The sequence below is a fragment of the Microbacterium sp. NPDC056044 genome (genome assembly GCF_042267145.1).
GTDB lineage: Bacteria > Actinomycetota > Actinomycetes > Actinomycetales > Microbacteriaceae > Microbacterium.
Genome location: NZ_JBHJWZ010000004.1, coordinates 148,380 through 168,350, shown reverse-complemented (window position 1 = coordinate 168,350; position 19,971 = coordinate 148,380). Strand labels below are relative to the sequence as shown.

The 19,971-nt window shown below is 71.0% G+C and carries 22 protein-coding genes; 6 read left to right on the top strand and 16 right to left on the bottom strand.

All coding sequences use genetic code 11. From position 1 onward, the window contains the following. Window positions 1-132: 132 nt before the first annotated feature. Entirely contained in the window at window positions 133-2,013 is a 1,881-nt protein-coding gene (locus ACFC1I_RS12680) for a phosphoenolpyruvate carboxykinase (GTP) (protein WP_376009762.1), read from the bottom strand. 141 nt (window positions 2,014-2,154) lie between these two features. On the opposite strand from ACFC1I_RS12680, the gene ACFC1I_RS12675 reads away from it, so the two are divergent. Beyond that, window positions 2,155-3,591 carry a helix-turn-helix domain-containing protein gene (locus ACFC1I_RS12675; RefSeq protein WP_376009759.1) on the top strand — a complete coding sequence of 479 codons (1,437 nt, stop codon included), beginning with the start codon at window positions 2,155-2,157 and terminating at the stop codon, window positions 3,589-3,591. A 41-nt stretch (window positions 3,592-3,632) separates the two neighbouring features. On the opposite strand, the gene ACFC1I_RS12670 is transcribed toward ACFC1I_RS12675, so the two are convergent. Together ACFC1I_RS12670 and ACFC1I_RS12665 are read right to left on the bottom strand one after the other, a co-directional pair. Beyond that, window positions 3,633-4,712: a winged helix DNA-binding domain-containing protein gene (locus tag ACFC1I_RS12670; RefSeq protein WP_376009756.1), complete on the bottom strand. Its 1,080-nt coding sequence runs from the start codon at window positions 4,710-4,712 to the stop codon at window positions 3,633-3,635. Window positions 4,713-4,755: 43 nt separating this feature from the next. Continuing rightward, window positions 4,756-5,187: a winged helix-turn-helix transcriptional regulator gene (locus ACFC1I_RS12665; protein ID WP_376009754.1), complete on the bottom strand. Its 432-nt coding sequence runs from the start codon at window positions 5,185-5,187 to the stop codon at window positions 4,756-4,758. 103 nt (window positions 5,188-5,290) lie between these two features. On the opposite strand from ACFC1I_RS12665, the gene ACFC1I_RS12660 reads away from it, so the two are divergent. The 3 genes from ACFC1I_RS12660 (at window position 5,291) to ACFC1I_RS12650 (ending at window position 6,576) form a co-directional block, all read left to right on the top strand. Further along, window positions 5,291-5,656, top strand: a complete 366-nt coding sequence (locus ACFC1I_RS12660) for a DoxX family protein (RefSeq protein WP_376009751.1) — start codon at window positions 5,291-5,293, stop codon at window positions 5,654-5,656. 98 nt (window positions 5,657-5,754) lie between these two features. Then, window positions 5,755-5,895, top strand: coding sequence for a hypothetical protein (locus tag ACFC1I_RS12655; RefSeq protein WP_376009749.1), 141 nt, complete (start codon window positions 5,755-5,757; stop codon window positions 5,893-5,895). Between the two features lie 9 nt (window positions 5,896-5,904). Beyond that, window positions 5,905-6,576: a VOC family protein gene (locus tag ACFC1I_RS12650; protein WP_376009748.1), complete on the top strand. Its 672-nt coding sequence runs from the start codon at window positions 5,905-5,907 to the stop codon at window positions 6,574-6,576. Between the two features lie 6 nt (window positions 6,577-6,582). On the opposite strand, the gene ACFC1I_RS12645 is transcribed toward ACFC1I_RS12650, so the two are convergent. From ACFC1I_RS12645 to ACFC1I_RS12625, 5 genes are all read right to left on the bottom strand, one after another. Further along, window positions 6,583-7,176: a GNAT family N-acetyltransferase gene (locus ACFC1I_RS12645; RefSeq protein WP_376009747.1), complete on the bottom strand. Its 594-nt coding sequence runs from the start codon at window positions 7,174-7,176 to the stop codon at window positions 6,583-6,585. Window positions 7,177-7,179: 3 nt separating this feature from the next. Next, window positions 7,180-7,545: a hypothetical protein gene (locus ACFC1I_RS12640; protein ID WP_376009746.1), complete on the bottom strand. Its 366-nt coding sequence runs from the start codon at window positions 7,543-7,545 to the stop codon at window positions 7,180-7,182. A gap of 84 nt (window positions 7,546-7,629) precedes the next feature. Continuing rightward, complete coding sequence (locus tag ACFC1I_RS12635) at window positions 7,630-7,821, bottom strand: dodecin family protein (protein ID WP_376009744.1); 192 nt, start codon at window positions 7,819-7,821, stop codon at window positions 7,630-7,632. Between the two features lie 103 nt (window positions 7,822-7,924). After that, on the bottom strand, window positions 7,925-9,394 hold the full coding sequence (locus tag ACFC1I_RS12630; protein WP_376010857.1) for an NAD-dependent succinate-semialdehyde dehydrogenase: 1,470 nt from the start codon (window positions 9,392-9,394) through the stop codon (window positions 7,925-7,927). Between the two features lie 158 nt (window positions 9,395-9,552). Beyond that, window positions 9,553-11,463, bottom strand: a complete 1,911-nt coding sequence (locus ACFC1I_RS12625; protein WP_376009742.1) for an FAD-dependent monooxygenase — start codon at window positions 11,461-11,463, stop codon at window positions 9,553-9,555. Between the two features lie 128 nt (window positions 11,464-11,591). On the opposite strand from ACFC1I_RS12625, the gene ACFC1I_RS12620 reads away from it, so the two are divergent. Continuing rightward, window positions 11,592-12,305, top strand: coding sequence for an IclR family transcriptional regulator (locus ACFC1I_RS12620; RefSeq protein WP_376009739.1), 714 nt, complete (start codon window positions 11,592-11,594; stop codon window positions 12,303-12,305). A gap of 11 nt (window positions 12,306-12,316) precedes the next feature. Here the strand turns inward: ACFC1I_RS12620 and ACFC1I_RS12615 are convergent, their stop codons facing one another. Continuing rightward, window positions 12,317-12,625, bottom strand: coding sequence for a hypothetical protein (locus ACFC1I_RS12615; RefSeq protein WP_376009737.1), 309 nt, complete (start codon window positions 12,623-12,625; stop codon window positions 12,317-12,319). Between the two features lie 151 nt (window positions 12,626-12,776). On the opposite strand from ACFC1I_RS12615, the gene ACFC1I_RS12610 reads away from it, so the two are divergent. Next, window positions 12,777-14,429: a thiamine pyrophosphate-binding protein gene (locus ACFC1I_RS12610; protein ID WP_376009734.1), complete on the top strand. Its 1,653-nt coding sequence runs from the start codon at window positions 12,777-12,779 to the stop codon at window positions 14,427-14,429. Window positions 14,430-14,701: 272 nt separating this feature from the next. On the opposite strand, the gene ACFC1I_RS12605 is transcribed toward ACFC1I_RS12610, so the two are convergent. The 7 genes from ACFC1I_RS12605 to paaI form a co-directional block, all read right to left on the bottom strand. Next, window positions 14,702-15,463, bottom strand: coding sequence for an enoyl-CoA hydratase/isomerase family protein (locus tag ACFC1I_RS12605; RefSeq protein ID WP_376009732.1), 762 nt, complete (start codon window positions 15,461-15,463; stop codon window positions 14,702-14,704). 9 nt (window positions 15,464-15,472) lie between these two features. Further along, the gene (gene paaE, locus ACFC1I_RS12600; protein ID WP_376009729.1) at window positions 15,473-16,669 is read right to left on the bottom strand and encodes a 1,2-phenylacetyl-CoA epoxidase subunit PaaE; all 1,197 of its coding nucleotides are present in this window, start codon (window positions 16,667-16,669) and stop codon (window positions 15,473-15,475) included. After that, window positions 16,669-17,184: a 1,2-phenylacetyl-CoA epoxidase subunit PaaD gene (gene paaD, locus ACFC1I_RS12595; RefSeq protein ID WP_376009727.1), complete on the bottom strand. Its 516-nt coding sequence runs from the start codon at window positions 17,182-17,184 to the stop codon at window positions 16,669-16,671. Before paaD ends, paaE begins: the two co-directional genes overlap by 1 nt. An 83-nt stretch (window positions 17,185-17,267) precedes the next feature. Then, window positions 17,268-18,125, bottom strand: coding sequence for a 1,2-phenylacetyl-CoA epoxidase subunit PaaC (gene paaC, locus ACFC1I_RS12590; protein ID WP_376010855.1), 858 nt, complete (start codon window positions 18,123-18,125; stop codon window positions 17,268-17,270). 50 nt (window positions 18,126-18,175) lie between these two features. After that, complete coding sequence (gene paaB, locus ACFC1I_RS12585; RefSeq protein ID WP_376009725.1) at window positions 18,176-18,481, bottom strand: 1,2-phenylacetyl-CoA epoxidase subunit PaaB; 306 nt, start codon at window positions 18,479-18,481, stop codon at window positions 18,176-18,178. Next, a complete protein-coding gene (gene paaA, locus ACFC1I_RS12580; RefSeq protein ID WP_376009723.1) occupies window positions 18,481-19,455 on the bottom strand; it encodes a 1,2-phenylacetyl-CoA epoxidase subunit PaaA in 975 nt (324 codons plus the stop codon). Before paaA ends, paaB begins: the two co-directional genes overlap by 1 nt. Window positions 19,456-19,494: 39 nt before the next feature. Beyond that, a complete protein-coding gene (paaI, locus tag ACFC1I_RS12575) occupies window positions 19,495-19,956 on the bottom strand; it encodes a hydroxyphenylacetyl-CoA thioesterase PaaI (RefSeq protein WP_376009720.1) in 462 nt (153 codons plus the stop codon). Between the last annotated feature and the right edge of the window lie 15 nt (window positions 19,957-19,971).

Genomic DNA, 19,971 nt, shown 5'->3' with positions numbered 1-19,971 from the left:
GAACACGAAAGTAGGCGCCCGGCCCCTCTGCCAAGAAGAGGGCCGGGCGCCGGTCTGTGCGACGGGTCTGTCACACAGGAGACGGATGCCTCGACCCCTCGCACAGGCGGGGCCGGGGCATCCGATTCCTTGTCACGCGCGCTGCAGGCGGTACCGGAGCGCGGCGAGCTCAGCCCACAGCGGAGCAGGCACGCGGCCGTCGAACGTGCGGTAGAACTCCTCGGTGAGGTCGGCCTCGCGCAGCCACAGCTGAGGGTCGACCGCGAACAGCTCGTCGAGGTCGGCCTGCGACACCTCGATGCCGTCGAGGTCGAGGTCCGAGCTCTTCGGCAGGCGGCCGATCGGGCTCTCGACGGCGCCGACCTCGCCCTCGATGCGACGGATGATCCAGTCGATCACGCGCGAGTTGTCGCCGAAGCCGGGCCACAGGAACCGGCCGTCGGCGCCCTTGCGGAACCAGTTGACCTGGAACACCCGCGGGGCGCGGTCGAAGCGCAGCTTCTGCCCGACCTTGAGCCAGTGCCCGAAGTAGTCGGCCATGTTGTAGCCGCAGAACGGGAGCATCGCGAACGGGTCGCGGCGCAGCTCGCCGACCGTGCCCTCCTGGGCTGCCGTCTTCTCGGACGAGATGTTCGAGCCCATGAACACGCCGTGCGTCCAGTCGGTCGCCTCGACCACGAGCGGCACGTTGGTGGCGCGGCGCCCGCCGAACAGGATCGCGTCGAGCGGCACACCCTGCGGGGCGTCCCAGTCGTCGGCGATCTGCGGGCACTGGGCCGCGGCGACGGTGAAGCGCGAGTTCGGGTGGGCGGCGGGACGACCGGATGCCGGGGTCCACGGGTTGCCCTCCCAGTCCGTGAGCTCCGCCGGCGGCTCCTCGGTGAGGCCCTCCCACCACACGTCGCCGTCGGGGCGCAGCGCCACGTTCGTGAAGATCGTGTTGCCCCACAGCGTCTCGACCGCCGTGACGTTGGTGGACTGACCGGTGCCGGGCGCGACGCCGAAGAAGCCCGCCTCGGGGTTGATGGCCCAGAGGCGCCCGTCCTCGCCGGGGCGCAGCCACGCGATGTCGTCGCCGAGGGTCTCGACGCGCCAGCCCGGGATCGTCGGGCGGAGCATGGCGAGGTTCGTCTTGCCGCACGCCGACGGGAACGCGGCGGCGATGTGGTACGCACGGCCCGCCGGGTCGATGACGCGGATGAGGAGCATGTGCTCGGCGAGCCAGCCCTCGTCGCGGCCGATCACCGAGGCGATGCGCAGCGCGAAGCACTTCTTCGCGAGGATCGCGTTGCCGCCGTAGCCCGAGCCGTACGACCACACCTCGAGGGTGTCGGGGAAGTGCACGATGTACTTCTCGTCGTTGCACGGCCACGCGACATCGGCCTCGCCCGGCTGCAGCGGGGCGCCGACCGAGTGCACCGTCTTGACCCAGTGCGCGCCGCCCGCGATCTCGCGCAGCACGTCGGTGCCGACGCGCGTCATGATGCCGATCGAGGTGACGGCGTACGCGCTGTCGGTGACCTGCACGCCGACGTGCGACAGCGGACCGCCGACCGGACCCATCGAGAACGGCACGACGTACATCGTGCGGCCCTTCATCGATCCCTCGAACAGCGGGGTGATGGTGGCGCGGATCTCGGAGGGTGCGGCCCAGTTGTTGGTGGGGCCGGCGTCCTCCTCGAGCTCCGACGCGATGAACGTGCGCGCCTCGGTGCGCGCGACGTCGCTCGGGTGCGAGCGGGCCAGGTACGAGCCCGGCCGCCACTCGGGGTTGAGCTTGATGAGCTTGCCCTCGTCGACCATCTCGCGCAGCAGCATGTCGTTCTCGGCGCGGGAGCCGTCGACCCAGTGGATGCGGGCCGGCAGCGTGAGCGCGGCGATCTCGTCGACCCAGGCGCGCAGTGCGACCATGCCTTCGCCCTGAACGGTCGGCACCTCGCCATACGTCCGGGCGAGGGTCGGACGGGCGGCGGTGGAGCCTTCGGTTCGGGCGAAGATGTCGGCAATGGCCATGGTGTCGCTCCTCGTTGATTCGACCGTCAGTGGGTTTCGACGATGCAGATTCGTGGTCTTCCTCTACTTTCCGGCGTAACGGGCAGCTCTTCCCACGAAATCTGGTGTCAAGAGTTGCGATTCTTTCGCTAGCATCAAGGAATGCCCCCCACCTCCCTGGAACTGTCGACTCTGGGCCACCGCATCCGTCATCAGCGTCTCGCCCACGGGTACACGCTCGACGAGCTCGGCGCGCTGGTCGGGGTCGCCGGAAGCCAGCTCAGTCTCATCGAGAACGGCAAGCGCGAGCCGAAGCTGTCGCTGCTGCAGGCGATCGCCTCGACGACGGGCGTCGAGGTCGGCGACCTGCTCTCGGCCGAGCCGCCCAACCGCCGCGCGGCGCTCGAGATCGAGCTCGAGCGCGCGCAGACAGGATCGGTCTTCCGCCAGCTCGGCGTCACGCCGATCAAGGTGACGAAGGGCATGTCCGACGACACGATCGAGTCGATCCTGGGCCTGCACCGCGAACTCCAGCGCCGCGAGCGCGAGGCCATCGCGACCCCCGAGGAGGCGCGCCGCGCCAACACCGAGCTGCGCCTCATGATGCGCGACCGCGACAACTACCTCCCCGACATCGAGAAGCTCGCCGAGAAGCAGCTCAAGGCGGCCGGGCACGTGTCGGGCGCCCTCACGCACCGCACCGTCAGCATCATGGCCGAGAAGCTCGGCTTCGAGCTGATCTACGTGAACGACCTGCCGCACTCGACGCGCTCGGTGACCGACCTCGAACACGGCCGCATCTATCTGCCCCCGGCTTCCATCCCCGGTGGCCACGGCCTGCGCTCGATGGCGCTGCAGGCGATGGCCCACCGCCTGCTCGGCCACAAGCGCCCGACCGACTACGCCGACTTCCTGCAGCAGCGGCTCGAGATCAACTACTACGCCGCGTGCTGCCTCATGCCCGAGACCGCCTCGGTGGCGTTCCTGCAGCAGGCCAAGAAGGACCGCAACCTCGCCGTCGAGGACTTCCGCGACGCGTTCGGCGTGACGCACGAGGCCGCCGGCATGCGGCTCACCAACCTCGCCACCCACCACCTCGGGATCAAGCTGCACTTCTTGCGCGTCGACGGCTCGGGCGCGATCTCCCGCGTCTACGAGAACGACGACCTGCCGCTCCCGATGGACGTCACCGGCGCCGTCGACGGCCAGATCGCCTGCCGCAAGTTCTCGGCGCGCGCCGCCTTCTCGGAGCAGAACCGCACCACCGAGCACTACCAGTACACCGACACCCCCGCGGGCACCTACTGGTGCTCGACGCAGACCGGCACGACGTCGGCCGGCGAGTTCTCGATCACGGTCGGTGTGCCCTTCGACGACGCCCGGTGGTTCCGCGGCCGCGAGACGCAGAAGCGCGCGACCTCGACCTGCCCCGACGAGTCCTGCTGCCGCCGGGTCGCGTCGGATGTCTCGGACCGCTGGACCGGCAAGGCCTGGCCGAGCGCCCGCGTGCACATGCAGATGTTCTCGCCGCTCCCCCGCGGCGCGTTCCCCGGGGTCGACGACAACGAGGTGTACGACTTCCTCGACCGCCACGCCTGAGCAGAGGGACGGATGCCGCGGGCCGAGGCATCCGTCAGGGATCAGGCCGTGATGAAGTCGCGGTAGCGGTCGAGGGCGGCCGCGACCTCTTCGTCGGTCGCGGCGCCGGGGGTGAACAGCTCGGGGATCGGCGACTCGGCGTGGCGGCCCACAGCGAGCGAGTGGGTCCACACGCCCACGGCCTCACCACGGGCGACGAGGATCGGCCGGACGATGCCGTTCATGCTCGGGCCGATCGCACTCAGGAACTCCGGCGCGCACGGCACGGTGCGATCGACGTACGACAGGTAGTACTCCTCGAACGGCGGCAGCGCGACCACCTCCGGAGCGGCGGCGCTGCGCCGCGGCGCGGCACCGGTGACGATGTACTGCGGCTCGGGTTCGTCCGCCACGATCCGCAGGCGGTCGGATGCCGCGTCCGCCGCTGCGCGTGAAGCTCCGAGCGGGAGGCCGGTCCACCACGCGAAGTCCCGCGCGCCCGCGGGCCCGTGCGAGGCGATATAGCGGACGAAGAACTCCGCCATCGGATCGGCCGGGGTCGCGGCATCCGTGATCCACTCGTCGGCGAGCACGAGGAACTGCTCGCGCGTGGGGCCCTTCTCACGCGGCACGACCGGCCCCTGACACAGCACGACGCGCAGCGAGAGCGCGACGAGCAGGTGGTACCCGCGCTGACCCACGGTCGAGACGCCGCCCTGCTCCCAGACCTCGAAGAGCTCCTTGCGGGTGAGGCGGTTCCCGCCCGCGAGCGCGGCACGGGCGAGGCGCTCGGCACGGTCGGCCTCGGCGGCGTCGATGCCCTCGCGCCGGTGGACCGCCGCCGCCTGGCGGCGCTGGCGTTCGGCGGTGAGCGACAGCACCCACGCCAGGTCGGCCGTCGGGATCGTGTGGATGGTGCCGCGCATGGTCCAGCTGCGCACGATCTCGCCGCGGCCGTACGCCGCGTCGACGTCACGCACCGTCGTGCGTCCGCGCACGCGCGTCGCGAGCGCCCAGCGTCCACCCCAGAACTCCTGGCTCTGCGTGGCGAGCATGTGCCGCGCGGCGTCGGCGACCGTCGCCGCGGGGGCGCTCAGCCGATGCGACCGGAGCCGCTCGTGTCTGAGGGTCGAAGCATCCACTCGCTCATCATGGCCCAGGCGGCGGACGCCCGGTGTCCGCGAATCACCGCTGATGGGTCGCGTCGTACGCGGCGCGCGAGTCCTCGATGCGCGGATGGTTCACGATCGCCCAGTCGGCGAGCGCCGCCGCGAGCTGGATGAGCGTGCCGCCGAGCGGCGTCAGCTCGTACTCGACGCGCGGCGGCACCTCGGCGTGCACCGTGCGGGTGATGAGGCCGTCGCGCTCGAGCTGGCGGAGCGTCAGCGTCAGCATGCGCTGCGAGATGCCCGGGATGTGCCGCTGCAGCTCGGTGAAGCGCAGCCGTTCGCGCCGCAGCGTGCCGATCACGAGCAGCGACCACTTGTCGCCGATGCGGTCGAGCACGTCGCGGATGGCGCGGCCGTGGTCGGCGCCGGGGGCCGCCTGCTCGCAGGACTGCTCATAGCCGGTAGGGGTGGGCTCGCCGGGGAGTTCGACGGTGAGAGTGGTCGCCATCGCGTGTCACCTACTTACATCCGTGTGCCTTTTGTACGCGTCTCGACGGTGACGCATCATGAGGTTGCTTACGCACAGTAACAGACCCCCTCCTGGAGAACCCATGATCATCGCCCTCTGGATCCTCAACGGCCTGCTCGCGCTCGCGTTCATCGGCGCCGGCGCCATGAAGGTCGCCCGCCCGAAGTCCGCCCTCGTCGCGAACGGCATGGGCTGGGCCGACGACTTCGCCGACCCGACCGTGAAGCTCATCGGCGCGGCGGAGGTCGTCGGTGGCATCGGCCTGATCCTGCCGCTCCTGACCGGCGTCGCCCCGATCCTCACCCCTATCGCCGCGGCCGCCCTGACGGTGGTCATGGTCGGCGCGATCGCCGTGCACGTGCGCCGCAAGGAGAACCCGACGCCGTCGGTCGTGCTCGCCGTGCTGTCGGCCGTGAGCGCCGTGATCGGCTTCCTGGTCGTCCTCTGATCCCGTCGTCACGAGATGATGAGCGGATGCCTCGGCCCGAGGCATCCGTTCTCCCCCTGCCGTGGCGTCGCGGCACGCGATCTCCCTAAGCTGACGGCATGACGGTGCCGGCCGAGGATCCGCGGAGCTGCCCCACGTGCGGGGATGTGCTGACGTTCGAGATCCTCGACGACGAGCGCTTCCTGGTGGCCTGGTCGTGCGTGAACTGCGGCCTGATCCGTACGACCGAACCGGTGTAGGAGATCTCCATGGACGAGTCGACGAGCGGATCGACCTGGATCTCTCCGGCAGCCTTTCATCGGGCGACGGGCGTCTCGGACTGGCGGGTCACCGGCACCGGCCCGCAGGCGGTGTTCGCCGCGACCTCCCTCGCCCACGCCGCGGGGCTCGTCACCCCGATCGTCGCCGCCGCGGAGCGATCCGGCATCCGGCCCGACATCGACGTGCGTCCGGAGGGCGTCGTCGTGCGCATCCCGTACCGCGGCACGGACAGCATCCCCGCGGCTGCCGGGGAGTTCGCCGCGGCCGTGTCGCAGGCCGCCGCCGAGCAGCGCCTGACGCCCGATCCCACGCGCGTGCAGTCGATCGGCATCTACGTCGCCCAGCATTCCGAAGCCGACGTGCGCCCGTTCTTCACGGCGGCGCTCGGCTATGAGGACATGGGCGACACGGATGCTGCGGACCCGCTGCGCTGCGGACCGCAGCTCGCCTTCAACCCGCTCACCCCGGACGCGCCGTCGAGGGGCCGCACGCACTTCGACGTCTTCGTCCCCGCCGACCAGGCCCGGGCCCGCGTGGATGCTGCGCTCGCGGCCGGCGGAAGACTCGCCGACGACTCGCACGCTCCGGCCTGGTGGTCGCTCGCGTCGCCCGACAACCACGGCGTCGACATCGCGTCGTGGACCGACACCTACGACTGAACGGCGTCAGGCGACGGCCGGCGGGACGGTGATGCGCATCACCGTCTTGTTCTTGCCGATGTGGCGCTCGAACGCGAACCCAGCCTTCTCGAACATGGCCCTCGTGCCGTTGTGGAGGAACGAGGACGACGTCTTCTTGTCGGGCGGGAGCTCGTTGGGGAACGAGACGACTTCACCGCCTCCGGCCTGCGCGATCAGTTCGAGCGCACCGTCCAGCGCCTCTCGCGCCACCCTCGAGCGCCGGTGGTCGCGGTCGACGAAGAAGCAGGTGATGCGCCAGGGCGCCGGGTTCGCCTCGCCGGCGTCGTACTCCTTGCGGTGGTAGATACCGGGAAGCTCGGCCGGACTGCCGTACTCGCACCACGCGATCGCGTCATCGCCGTCGAACACGAGCGCTGCGTGCGCGACTCCCTCGTCGACGAGCCGCTGCTTGAACGTGGCCCGGTCGTACTCGCTCTTGACGGTGCCCGCCGTGTCGCCGTGGAAGTACGAGCAGTAGCACCCGCCCCAGACCCCGTTGTGCTTCTCGGCGAGCGCCAGCCACGCCGGGAAGGTCTCGGGCGTGAGCGGCCGGATCACGTGGGACGTCGGTGGCGCCATGCCCTATCGCCCCGACTTCACGGCGGTGATGATCCGCGCCAGCGCCCAGCCGGCGGCGGAGACGAGAGGGACGCTCACCATGACCATGGCCACCGGGTTCGGCTGGAACTTCGGACCTTTCGGGCCGTTCACATACGCGCCGATGGGCAGCACGTAGCCGCCGCCTCCCCCGCCGCTTCCTTCACCCTCACCCTGAGGCAGCCCGGCGCCCTGCGGCAACTTGCCCGATCCGCTGCCGCCGCCGAACCCGAAGATGACCAGCGCCGCGGGTGTCACCTGCCGCCCGCCGACATCGATGGTCTCGCCGTACGCCATCTTGGCGCCCCAGGATGGCGCGGACTTCGTCAGACTCTCGACCGGTGACTCCATCGACGGCTCCTCCGCTCCAGTCGGCACACGCTGACACCCAACATCGAGAGCCTTCCGGGACGCCACCAGAGGCGTCACGTCGGGTCACTCCGGCGCGTACTTGAACGAGAGCTGGATCCGCGACCGGAACAGCAGCCCGCCGTCGTCGCCGACGACGACGTCCTGTTTCGTCACCTCGGCGATGCGCAGATCGTGCAGCGATCCCGATGCGGTGCTGATGGCTTCTCGCGCGGCCTCCTCCCAGGACGAGGCACTCGTGCCGATGACGTCGATCACTCGGTACACGCTCATGTCAACCCCTCATCGCTCGATGCGGACAGGTCCATAGTGATCGTGCCGCGGCTCGTTCGGAAGGGGGTGCGTGCGCGCCCCGCGAACGTCAGAACGGGTTGGGCGTGAGCGTGTACTTCGTCTGCAGGTACTCGTGGATGCCCTCGGCGCCGCCCTCGCGGCCCAGACCCGACATCTTCCAGCCGCCGAACGGGGCGGCGGCGTTGGAGACGACACCCATGTTGAGGCCCATCATGCCGGTCTCGAGACGCTCGATCATGCGCTGCCCGCGGGCGAGGCTCTCGGTGAAGACATACGAGACCAGGCCGTACTCGGTGTCGTTGGCGAGACGCACGGCCTCGTCCTCGTCGTCGAACGGGACGATCGCGAGCACCGGCCCGAAGATCTCCTCGCGGAGGATGTCGGACCCCGCCTGCACGTCGGTGACCACGGTCGGCTCGTAGAACGTGCCGGGCCCCTCGACCTCGTTGCCGCCGGTGGCGACCTTCGCGCCGCGGGCCACCGCGTCCTGCACGAGCTGGGATGCCTTCGCGACAGCCCGGTCGTCGATGAGCGGGCCGATCGTGACGCCCTCCTCGGTGCCGCGGCCGATCGTGAAGCCGTTCACGCGCTCGGTGACCCGGCGCGCGAACTCGTCGGCGACCGGGCGGTGCACGATGAACCGGTTGGCGGCGGTGCAGGCCTGGCCGATGTTGCGGAACTTCGCCGCGATCGCGCCGTCGACCGCCTTGTCGAGGTCGGCGTCGTCGAACACCACGAACGGCGCGTTGCCGCCGAGCTCCATCGACGTGCGCAGCACACCCTGCGCGGCCTGCTCGAGCAGGCGCTGGCCGACCTGCGTCGACCCGGTGAACGAGAGTTTGCGCAGCCGCGGGTCGCGGATGATCGGCTCCGACACGGCACCCGAGGTCGAGGTCGTGAACACGTTGACGACACCCGCCGGCACGCCGGCGTCTTCGAGCAGCTTCGCGAACGCGAGGGTCGTGAGCGGGGTGAGCTCGGCGGGCTTGATGACGACGGTGCAGCCGGCGGCGAGCGCGGGCGCGATCTTGCGGGTCGCCATCGCGAGCGGGAAGTTCCACGGCGTGATGAGGAAGCACGGACCGACCGGGTGCTGCGACACGATCATGCGGCCGGTGCCCTCGGGGTTCGCGCCGTAGCGGCCCTGGATCCGCGCGGTCTCCTCGCTGAACCAGCGCAGGAACTCGCCGCCGTACGCGACCTCGCCGCGCGCCTCGGCGAGCGGCTTGCCCATCTCGATCGTCATCAGCAGCGCGAAGTCCTCCTTGCGCTCCTGCAGCAGGTCGAACGCGCGACGCAGGATCTCGGCCCGCTCCCGCGCCGGCGTCGCCGCCCACGCGGGGAACGCCGCATCCGCCGCATCCAGCGCCGCGATGCCGTCCTCCGGCGACGCGTTCGCGATCTCCTTCACGACTTCTCCGTTGGAGGGGTCGTAGACCTTCAGCGTCTTGCCGCCGGCTGCCCCACGCCACTGCCCGCCGATGAACAGCCCGTCGGGGACGGACGCGAGCAGCTCGGACTCACGGGTTTCGGTGATCGTCGTCGTCACGGGGACTCCCTTGTCGGTTCCGGATGCCGCGGGGATGCGGCATCCGTTCTGTCGATGTCTACCGGGCCCATTCTGGCCCGTCGCCGCCACGGCGGCCGATATACGCGATGTACAGAAGCGAGGGCGTGATCGCCATCGCGGACGGCTCAGCCGGCGAGCGCCACCGGCTCACGCTGGGGCACGAACGCCTGCGCGAGGAACGTCGACAACTCGTCCGTCGCGGCGAGCGGGAGCACCGCCGCGACGTACTGGTCGGGGCGAACGACCACGACCACGCCGTCGCGCGACAGGCCGCGCTCCTCGAAGATGTCGGTGCTCGTCCACGCGCTCGGCGCGGCGGCGTAGACCTTCTCCCAGTCCGTCAGCCCGAGGGGTCCGGTCTTCGGCAGGAACGGCTCGGGCACGCGGGTGATGTCGACGTCCTCGTGGGGCTGCTGGTAGATCACCTTGACGTCGAACACGGCGTCGACGTCGGCGCGTTCCGGCGTGAAGCGCTGCACCGGAGACTCGGGCGAGGCGATGAACGCGGCCCAGTCGGAGAGGACGGATGCCTCGCCCGGCGCGGGCGCGTCGGCGAAGGCGTAGATCCGCCAGCGGCCGTCGGCCTTCGCGTGGTGGCCGAGGTGCGCCGGGTTGCCGTCGCATACGCGCACGACCTCCGCCGACTTGAAGCGCTTGCCCAGCGGGAACCCCTCGGCGAGCGCCTGGTGCGCAGCATCCGTCACGATCATCGACGCGCCGTACTGCGTCACGAATCCCGACGGGAACTCGGCGGTGCCGAGGTAGAAGGTGGCGAGCTCCTGCGGGTCGGAGATCTCCTCGGGCTTGCGGGCCATGAGGCTCGACCACTCGCGATCGAAGTCGATGAGCTGCTGGGCGACCGGCTGACGCTCGGCCGAGTAGGTCGACAGGAGCGATGCGGGGCTGAGGCCGGTGAGCACGTGCCCGAGCTTCCAGCCGAGATTGAAGCCGTCCTGCATGGAGACGTTCATGCCCTGGCCAGCCTTGGCGCTGTGCGTGTGGCACGCGTCGCCCGTGAGGAAGACGCGCGGGTCGTGGCGCTGGTCGACGTCGACGTCGTCGAACTTGTCGGTGACGCGGTGACCGACCTCGTAGACGCTGTGCCACGCGACCTGCTTCACGTCGAGCGAGTACGGGTGGAGGATGTCGTTCGCCTTGGCGATGACCGCCTCGATGGGCGTCTGGCGCACGCGGTGGTCGTCGTCGGCGGCGACGGCGCCGAGGTCGACGTAGACGCGGCAGAGGTAGCCGCCCTCGCGCGGGATCAGCAGGATGTTGCCGGCCTCGGCGTTGATCGCGCACTTGGTGCGCCAGTCCGGGAAGTCGGTGTTGACGAGCACATCCATGACGCCCCAGGCGTGCGCCGAGAACGCGCCGACGTGCTTGCGCCCGATCGCCTCGCGCACGCCGCTGCGCGCGCCGTCGCACCCGATCACGTACTTCGCGCGCACGGTGCGCTCCTCGCCGGCGCGCTCCCCCGCGACGTGCCGCACGCGCACCTCGACCGGGAACTCGCCGTCGTGCACGGTGAGGCCGACGAACTCGATGCCGTAGTCGGGCAGGATGCGGCCCGGGCCGTGGGCCGCGGCCTCGGCGAAGTAGTCGAGCACGCGCGCCTGGTTCACGATGAGGTGCGGGAACTCGCTGATCTTGAAGGCGTAGTCCTCGGTGCGCGCGGTGCGGATGATGTCATCGGGGTTCTCGGGGTCGGGACCCCAGAAGTTCATCCAGGCGATGTTGTACGCCTCGGCGACGATCCGCTCGGCGAACCCGAACGCCTGGAACGTCTCGACGCTCCGCGGCTGGATGCCGTCCGCCTGCCCCAGCACGAGGCGGCCCTCGCGGCGCTCGATCATGCGGGTCGTGACGCCGGGGAACTGCGACATCTGGGCCGCGAGGAGCATGCCGGCGGGGCCGGAGCCCACGATGAGGATGTCCATCTCGTCGGGCAGTTCGGCCGGGCGGTCGATGCCGGTGCCGGCGGCGTCCTGCACGCGCGGATCGGCGGAGACGTAGCCATGGTGGTGGAACTGCATCGGTGTCCTCCTCGGACGACGGTGTCGAGGGCTCGTGGCGCGTGGGGTGCTTGCTGCGAGCGAGTGCGTGTTCTATATTCGAACACAGCGTTCTACTATTGAACAGATCGTATACGAAGGGATGCCGCATGACAAGGCTGGAGGGCACGACCGCGCCCGCATCGCAGACGCTGAGCCGCGGCATCCGGATCCTCGAAGTGCTCGCCGACGCACGCGGCCCTCTCTCGATCGACGAGATCGCGGCGAGGCTCGAGGTGCACCGGTCGGTCGCCTACCGGCTGCTCCGTACGCTCGAGGACCACGGGCTCGTCGAGCGCGACGCCGCCGGGCGCATCGAGCTGGGCGCACGCCTCGCCGCCCTCGCCGCTGGCGTCGCGCACGATCTGCAGGCCGAGGCCCTCCCCGAGCTCACCGCGGTCGCGGGCGACCTCGGCGTCACCTGCTTCCTCGCGGTGCTCGACCACGAGGAGTGCGTCACGCTCTCCAGCGTCGAGCCGCGTCACGCGGTGAACCCCGTCGCGCAGCGGCCGGGCACGCGGCATCCGACGACGCGTGGCGCTCCGGGCAAGGCGATCCTGTCGCTGCTGCCCGAGGCCGCGTGGCCGCACGGCGTCTCACCGGAACTGGCGGCGGAGGTGAGGGATGCCGCGGCCCGCGGCTTCGCGACCAGCCACGACGAGGTCATCCCGAGCCTCAGGGCGGTCGCCGTGCCGTTCGTCGCGCGCGGCCGCGGGCCAGCCGCGATCGCGGTCGTGTTCGTCGCGAGCGCGCGGTCGGACGAGGAGATCGCGGCGCGTCTGACGCGGTCGGCGACCGCGATCCGCGAGGCGCTCGGCGGCTGACGTCGCGCCGTTCAGGCGGTGGTGGGGAACTCGGTGACGAGGCTGATGTTGTAGACCGCGACGCGCTGCGGCACGCCGTCGAACGCCTCGGCCCGCGCGTCGGAGGCGAGGTACGCCTGTTCGAGGGCGGCGAACGCGTCCGCGTCGCCGGGGGCGCTCACGGCCCACACGAACTCGTTCGTCTCGGGAAGCCCGTAGGCGAACTCGATCGTGAAGCCCGCGGCGGGCCGCACCCGCGGCATCCACTCGGTGTACCAGGCGACGAAGGCGTCGTACTCCCCTTCGACGAGCGTGTACCGGCGGAGCTGGGTCGTCTTCATGAGATCCATCCTGCCCGAAGACCTATACTCGTGACGTCCGGTGGCACCGTCGCCCGCCGGTGCTCGAAAAATGGGCACGGAGCGCGCACGCGCGAGACACATACGGCTCTTGATCCGTTCCGTCTCGAAAGGCATCGCCATGTCTCCCGCCATGAGCACCGTCTCGGCGCACGTCGCCCTCACGCTCGCCCACCACATCGATCACGTGTTCGGCGTGATGGGCAACGGCAACGCGTACTTCCTCGACGCGCTCGAGCGCTCGACCGATGTGCACTTCACCGCGGTGCGCCACGAGGCGGGCGGCGTCGTCGCCGCCGACGCCTACCACCGAACGTCGGGCCGGCTCGCCGCCGCGACAGCGACCTACGGCGCCGGATTCACGAACACCCTCACGGCTCTCGCCGAGGCCGTGCAGGCGCATGTGCCGCTCGTGTTGGTGGTCGGCGACGAGCCGACCTCGGGCCCGCGCCCGTGGGACGTCGACCAGATCGCCCTCGCCTCGGCCGTCGGCGCGCGCACCTATACCGTCGGACGAGCGGATGCTGCGGCCACCACGATCATCGCCATCGAGCACGCCCTCACCTACCGGGTGCCGACCGTGCTCGCGATCCCCTACGACGTCGCCGCGCGCGACGCGGGTCCGCTTCCCGAGGCCCCGGAACCTCGCCTGCCGGCGCCGCTGGTGCCGGCGGGGCCGTTCGCCGAGGGCGCGGTCGAGGGACTCGTCGAGGCGCTGGCGTCGGCGAAGCGGCCCTTCCTGCTGGCAGGCCGGGGCGCGTGGATCTCGGGTGCCGGTGAGGCCCTCGGCGACGTCGCCGACGCCGTGGGCGCGATCACGGCGTCGACCGCGCTCGGCCGGGGCGTCTTCCCGCGGGCCGAGTTCGACCTCGGCGTCACCGGCGGCTTCGGTGCCGAGGGCGCGATGTCGCTCGTGCGCGAGGCCGACGTCGCGGTCGTCTTCGGGGCGTCCCTGAATCAGTTCACGATGCGGTTCGGCGACCTGTTCGCGCCGGGCACCCGGGTGTTCCAGGTCGACGTCGCACCCGCCGCGACCCACCCGCATGTGGGCGGGTACGTGCGCGGCGACGCCGCCGTGGTGGCCCGCGCGGTCGCCGACGGGCTCGTTGCCCGCGGCGGCGCGGCGAGCGGTTGGCGCGAGTCCGCAGACCTCATGCCGCTGCGCGCATATGAGCCGGGTGACGGCGTCGCGCCCGACGGCCGCCTCGATCCCCGCACGGTCGCCGCGCGCATCGGCGAGCTGCTGCCGTCGGACCGGGTGGTGGTGTCGGACGGCGGCCATTTCATCGGCTGGGCGAACATGTACTGGCCGGTCGCGTCGCCCGACCGCATGACGATGGTCGGCACAGCGTTCCAGTCCATCGGGCTCGGCTGGCCGTCGGTGCCGGGCGCCGCGCTCGCAAAGCCCTCCGCGACCGTCGTGCTGACGACGGGCGACGGCGGCGGGCTCATGGCCCTGGCCGACCTCGAGACCGCGGTGCGCGTCGCCGGCGGCCGCGGCGTCGCAGTCGTCTGGAACGACGCCGCCTACGGCGCGGAGATCAACCTCTACGGGCTCAAGGGGCTGGCGAAGGAGCCCATGCTCATCCCCGAGGTCGACTTCGCCGCGCTCGCGAGCGGCGTCGGAGCGGAGGGGGTCGTGGTCCGCACCATGGCCGACCTCGACCGGCTCGCGGAGTGGGCGGCCGAGCCCGCAGCATCCCGTCGCTTTCTCGTGCTCGACTGCCGCATCTCGGGCGAAGTGGTCGCGCCGTACCAGCACGAGATCATCCGCGTGAACTCCTGACCCGGGCGCGGGCGTCGGCGCACGGACTCTCCGAAAAGCACGTTGAACTTCCGGTTCACACAGCACCGCCCGCGTCGCGAGGGCGGTGTGAACCGGGGGGCGACGGCTCAGGCGCACCCGGTGTGAACCGGAAGTTCAACGACTCAGGCGCACTCATGTGAACCGGAAGTTCAATGGCGAAATGGGAGTACCCCAGTCGCCAAGAGGAGCGTCACGAACCACGAGGAGCGTCGCGAACCAGGAAGAGCGTCGCGAGCGGCGCGGCCGCCCCGCTACTCGCCGGTGAACTCCGGCTTGCGCTTCTGCTGGAACGCGGCGAAGCCCTCGCGGTAGTCGGCGGTGGCGCGCAGCGCCTCCTGGCCGCGGGTCTCTTCGGCGACGGCATCCCACAGGCGCGCGTCGCGCAGGCGCGCGATCAGGCGCTTCGAGGCGACGAAGGCCGCCGTCGCGCCGGAGGCCGCCCGCGCCGCCCGCTCTCGCGTGAACGTGAGCACCTCGTCGGCCGGCATCGCCCGGCTGAACAGCCCGGCCTCGACGGCCTCGGACCCCGAGAGAAGGTCGCCCGTGTAGATGAGGTCGAGCGCACGGTGCGCGCCGAGCCGTTCGTAGAGGAGCGCGTGGCCGCCGGAGTCGAGCATCGCGCCGAGGTTCGCGAACGGTGAGCCGACCTTCGCCGAGTCGGCGACGTAGACGACGTCGGTCACGATCGCGAGCCCCAGCCCCACGCCCAGGCACGCCCCCTGCACCGGTGCGAACGTGGGCGCGGGGAAGTCCGCCATGCGGCGCATCAGCCGCTCGACCTGACCGAGGTATCCCGGTACGTCATCGGTCTCGGGGTCGACGCCGGCGATGTCGCGGCCGGCGCAGAACGCGCGCCCCTCGCCACGCAGCACGAGAGCGCGGACTCCGGATGCCGCGGCCTCCGCATACGCGTCGTCCAGCTGTCGCAGGGCCCCGAGCGAGAGCGCGTTGAGCTTCTCGGGGGCGTTCAGCGTGATCTCGGCGACGGCGCCGTCGATGGCGAGGTCGATCATGGCGTCCTCCTAGACGTCGTAGTCGACGACGACGGTATCGGTCGTCGGGTGCGACTGACAGGTGAGCACGTACCCGCGCTCGAGCTCGTCGGGCTCGAGCGCGTAGTTCTCGGTCATCGTGACCGATCCCTGCAGCAGCCGAGCGCGGCACGTGCCGCATACCCCGCCGGCGCACGCGAACGGCACGTCGGGCCGCACGCGCAGCGCGGCGTTGAGGATCGACTCGTGTGCGGCGACCGGGCTGTCGACCGCCTGCGACTGTCCGTCGAGGGTGAACTCGATGCGGCGCACCGGCTCGTCTTCAGCGACCACGACGGGCCGCCCCGCCGCCGGCTCGGCCCGCTCCCCCTCGCCCGTCGTGAACAGCTCGTAGCGCACGTGCGCGGGGTCGACGCCGATGTCGGCGAGGGTGTCGCGGCAGAGCTGCACCAGCTCGAACGGCCCGCAGAGGAACCACTCGTCGACGGTGTCGGGCAACACCAAGTCGCCGAGGATGCGCCGCAGCCGCGGCTCGTCGATGCGGCCCGACAGCAGCGGCGCCGTACGCTGCTCGCGCGAGAGCACGTGGTGCAGGGCGAGCCGCGTCGGGTAGCGGTCCTTGAGGTCGGAGAGCTCGTCGAGGAACATCACGTCGAGGCTCGAGCGGTTCGTGTAGACGAGGGTGAAGCGCGACGTCGCCGACCGTGCGAGCACCGTTGCGGCGAGCGCCATGAGCGGCGTGATGCCCGACCCCGCAGCGATGCCCGCCACGTGCGCATCATCCAGGTCGGCGAGCTTCGAGGTGAACGTCCCCTGCGGGCTCATCACGTCGATCTCGTCGCCGACCTTCAGCTCCGTCTGCGCCCAGGTCGAGAACCGGCCGCCCGAGTCGCGCTTGATCGCGACGCTGATCGTGCGCGGGCCGTCGCCCCCGCCGCCGGCGTCCTCCGCGCGGCACAGCGAGTAGGAGCGACGCACCTCGTGGCCGTCGAGGGTGGCCCGCAGGGCCACGTGCTGACCCGCGAGGTAGTCGAACTCGTCCCGGGATTCCTCGGGGATCGCGAAGGTCACCTCGATCGAGGCATCCGTCAACTGCCTCACCGCGGCGACCCGCAGCGTGTGGAACCGGGCGCGATGCTTGGCCCCGCGCGGCCCGCCCACCGCCGTGGTGAGCAGCGTCTCGGCGATGCGCGCATTCTCGCCCGCCGCCGCCTCATCGGCCCGCATCAATGCACCTTGAAGTGGTCGAAGGGCTCGAGGCACGCGCGGCACTCGTACAGCGCCTTGCACGACGTCGACCCGAACCTGGCGAGCTCGCGCGTGTCGAGCGACCCGCAGCGCGGGCAGCGCACCGACAGCTGCAGCCGGATCGGCCCGTTCACGGCCGCGCGCCCGGTCGGCGGCGCGATGCCGTAGTCGACGAGCTTGCGCTTGCCGGCATCCGTCATCCAGTCCGTGGTCCAAGCTGGCGCGAGCACGAGCCGCACGTCGACGTCGTCGAAGCCCGCGGACGTGAGGGCGAGCACGACGTCGTCGCGGATCGCATCCATCGCGGGGCAGCCCGAGTAGGTGGGCGTGATGGTGACGGTGACGCGTCCCGCGTCGACCGCGACGTCGCGCAGCACGCCGAGATCCTCGATCGTGAGCACGGGCACCTCGGGATCGAGGACGGATGCCGCCACCTCCCACGCCCGCTCGACGCCGGTGCCGGAGGCAGCCGGCTCGGCATTCAGTCCCGTCACCGCGCGCGAGGGTGCGGCCCCGCGGGATTCCGGGAGACTCTCGGCCTGCGGCGGCACCGAGACTGAATCCTGAACGCCGGCGGTCACCATGTCGCTCCCGGGTGCTGCCGGGCGAGCACCTGCATCTCGGCGAGGAGGTACCCGAGCGTCGGGAAGTGCGAACCGTGGCGGCCGCCTGCCGACGACATCGGGGTGGTCGGCACCTCGAGCTCGGCCTCGGCGAAGACCGCCGCGATCACGGCGTCGAACGCCGGCTGCAGCGACGACGGGCGCACGGCGACTCCCCCGAGGCGATCGGTCAGCGGCTCGTCGCGGAACAGCTCCCCCACGTACGGCCACACGTCGCCGATCGCCCGGATCATGCGCCGCCGCGACTCCTCGGTGCCGCCCGCGAGGCGCAACGTCCACTGCACGGCGTGGTCGCGGTGGTACTCGACCTCCTTCACGGCCTTCGCGGCGATCGCGGCGAGCGTCTCGTCGGACGACTCCTGCAGCGCCGTGTAGAGCTCGAAGAGATAGACGGATGCTGCCAGCTGGCGCGCGATCGTCTGCGCGAAGTCTCCGTTGGGCTGCTCGAAGAGCCAAGCGCTGCGGAACTCCGGCTCGTCGCGCCAGTAGGCGAGGTCGTCCTCGGTGCGGTCGTCGTAGGTGCCGGCGTAGCGGAGGAAGGAGCGCGCGTGCCCGAGCAGGTCGAGCGCGATGTTGGCGAGCGCGACGTCCTCCTCGAGCTCGGGGGCGCGCGCGATCCACGCGCCGAGCTGCTGCGACAGGACGAGCGCGTCGTCGCCGAGCCACAGCGCGTACTCGGCGACGTCCGCGGTCGCGGCGCGGCCCTCGCCGCCGGCCAGCTCGGCCGACAGCTCGACCTGCTCGACAGTCACATCGCCGTGCGAGCTCTCTTGTCCGGCTTGGGGCGCATTTCCTCCGTTGGGGCGGATGATCTCCGCCCCAACGGAGCGATCGCGCCCCGAACCCGGGTGGCCGGTGGTCGTCACAGGTGAGGCACCCCCTCCGACGCCGTGTAGTACGTCGCGTGGCGGTAGTTCTTGCCCGCCGGGCTCTCGAAGTACGCGCCCTTCGAGTCGGGGTCGCTCGTGGTGATCGCGTCGGCGGGCACGACCCAGATCGACGTGCCCTCCCCCCGGCGCGTGTACAGGTCGCGCGCGTTGCGCAGCGCGAGCTCGGCGTCGGGGGCGTGCAGCGACCCGGCGTGCACGTGGCTGAGCCCGCGGTTCGCGCGCACGAACACCTCCCACAGCGGCCACGACTCGCGCGGCGACGCACCTGGAGTGGCCATCACGCGGCTCCCTTCATCGCCGCGGCCTCGCGCAGCTGCTGCTTGCGGGCGTACTCGGCGGCGGCCTCGCGCACCCAGGCGCCGTCCTCGTGCGCGTTGCGTCGGTTGCGGATCCGCTCCACGTTCATCGGCCCGCGGCCGGCGAGCACCTCGTGGAACTCCGTCCAGTCGATCTCGCTCGTGTGCCACCGCTCGGCGGTATCGTCCCACCGCAGCTCGGGGTCGGGAAGCGTCACACCCAGCACCTCGGCCTGGGGCACCAGCATCCCGATGAACCGCTGCCTGAGGTCGTCGTTCGAGAAGCGCTTGATCTTCCACGCCATCGACTGCGCCGAGTTGGGCGATTCGTCGTCCGGGGGTCCGAACATCATGAGCGACGGCCAGTACCAGCGGTCCACGGCATCCTGAGCCATCTCGCGCTGCGCGGGCGAGCCCTGCATGAGGGTCAGCAGGATCTCGAACCCCTGCCGCTGGTGGAACGACTCCTCCTTGCAGATGCGCACCATCGCCCGGCCGTACGGGCCGTACGACGCACGGCACAGCGGCACCTGGTTGCAGATCGCGGCGCCGTCGACGAGCCAGCCGATCGCGCCCATGTCGGCCCACGTCGGCGTCGGGTAGTTGAAGATCGACGAGTAGCGCGCGCGGCCCTCGATCAGCTGCTCGGTCATCTCGTCGCGCGTGATCCCGAGGGTCTGCGCGGCCGAGTACAGGTACAGGCCGTGGCCCGCTTCGTCCTGCACCTTCGCCATCAGGATCGCCTTGCGCTTGAGGCTCGGCGCGCGCGAGATCCAGTTGCCTTCGGGCTGCATCCCGATGATCTCGGAGTGCGCGTGCTGCGAGATCTGCCGGATCAGCGTCTTGCGATAGGCCGCCGGCATCCAGTCCCGCGGCTCGATGCGCGAGTCCGCCTCGATGATCGCGTCGAAGGCCGCCTGCTCGGCCGCCTCGTCGATCAGGGTCTCGGTCGTCATCATCGACTCCTCATTTACAGACCGTTCGTTCAGTAAAGTCTACTCGGTGATGGATGCTTCGTCCCCGCCGCCGACCGCATCGTCCGGGTGCGCGCGCCGGGTCGTCAGCGACCGGCCCCGGAACTCTGCCACGACGGCGCCGGTCTCATCGGTCACCGTCACGTCGTAGAGGCCGTTCCGGCCGGAGCGGATGCGCCGCCGCGCGTGAGCCGTCAAGGTCTGGCCGGCGTGGGTCGCCCTGAAGAAGGTGATGTCGGCGCCGGCGGCGACCGTGACCTCGGCATCCTCGTTGCAGGCCATCGCGAACGCGGTGTCGGCGAGCGCGAACACCATGCCGCCGTGCGTGATCGCGAACCCGTTCGTCATGTCGTCGCGCACCCGCATCGACACGACGGCCTCCCCCGGCTCGTCGCGCTCGACGACCATCCCGAGCGCCGCCGACGCCCGGTCCCGCTGCAGCATGTGGCGCTGCCCGGCGAAGTGCGCGGCGGGGTCGGTCATGGCGTCACTCCCGCG

Coding starts and splice junctions, on each gene's coding strand:
- ACFC1I_RS12680 (WP_376009762.1), bottom strand. CDS start 2,013: ATGGCCATTGCCGACATCTTCGCCCGAACCGAAGGCTCCACCGCCGCC.
- ACFC1I_RS12675 (WP_376009759.1), top strand. CDS start 2,155: ATGCCCCCCACCTCCCTGGAACTGTCGACTCTGGGCCACCGCATCCGT.
- ACFC1I_RS12665 (WP_376009754.1), bottom strand. CDS start 5,187: ATGGCGACCACTCTCACCGTCGAACTCCCCGGCGAGCCCACCCCTACC.
- ACFC1I_RS12660 (WP_376009751.1), top strand. CDS start 5,291: ATGATCATCGCCCTCTGGATCCTCAACGGCCTGCTCGCGCTCGCGTTC.
- ACFC1I_RS12655 (WP_376009749.1), top strand. CDS start 5,755: ATGACGGTGCCGGCCGAGGATCCGCGGAGCTGCCCCACGTGCGGGGAT.
- ACFC1I_RS12650 (WP_376009748.1), top strand. CDS start 5,905: ATGGACGAGTCGACGAGCGGATCGACCTGGATCTCTCCGGCAGCCTTT.
- ACFC1I_RS12645 (WP_376009747.1), bottom strand. CDS start 7,176: ATGGCGCCACCGACGTCCCACGTGATCCGGCCGCTCACGCCCGAGACC.
- ACFC1I_RS12640 (WP_376009746.1), bottom strand. CDS start 7,545: ATGGAGTCACCGGTCGAGAGTCTGACGAAGTCCGCGCCATCCTGGGGC.
- ACFC1I_RS12625 (WP_376009742.1), bottom strand. CDS start 11,463: ATGCAGTTCCACCACCATGGCTACGTCTCCGCCGATCCGCGCGTGCAG.
- ACFC1I_RS12620 (WP_376009739.1), top strand. CDS start 11,592: ATGACAAGGCTGGAGGGCACGACCGCGCCCGCATCGCAGACGCTGAGC.
- ACFC1I_RS12615 (WP_376009737.1), bottom strand. CDS start 12,625: ATGAAGACGACCCAGCTCCGCCGGTACACGCTCGTCGAAGGGGAGTAC.
- ACFC1I_RS12610 (WP_376009734.1), top strand. CDS start 12,777: ATGAGCACCGTCTCGGCGCACGTCGCCCTCACGCTCGCCCACCACATC.
- ACFC1I_RS12605 (WP_376009732.1), bottom strand. CDS start 15,463: ATGATCGACCTCGCCATCGACGGCGCCGTCGCCGAGATCACGCTGAAC.
- paaE (WP_376009729.1), bottom strand. CDS start 16,669: ATGCGGGCCGATGAGGCGGCGGCGGGCGAGAATGCGCGCATCGCCGAG.
- paaB (WP_376009725.1), bottom strand. CDS start 18,481: ATGGCCACTCCAGGTGCGTCGCCGCGCGAGTCGTGGCCGCTGTGGGAG.
- paaA (WP_376009723.1), bottom strand. CDS start 19,455: ATGACGACCGAGACCCTGATCGACGAGGCGGCCGAGCAGGCGGCCTTC.
- paaI (WP_376009720.1), bottom strand. CDS start 19,956: ATGACCGACCCCGCCGCGCACTTCGCCGGGCAGCGCCACATGCTGCAG.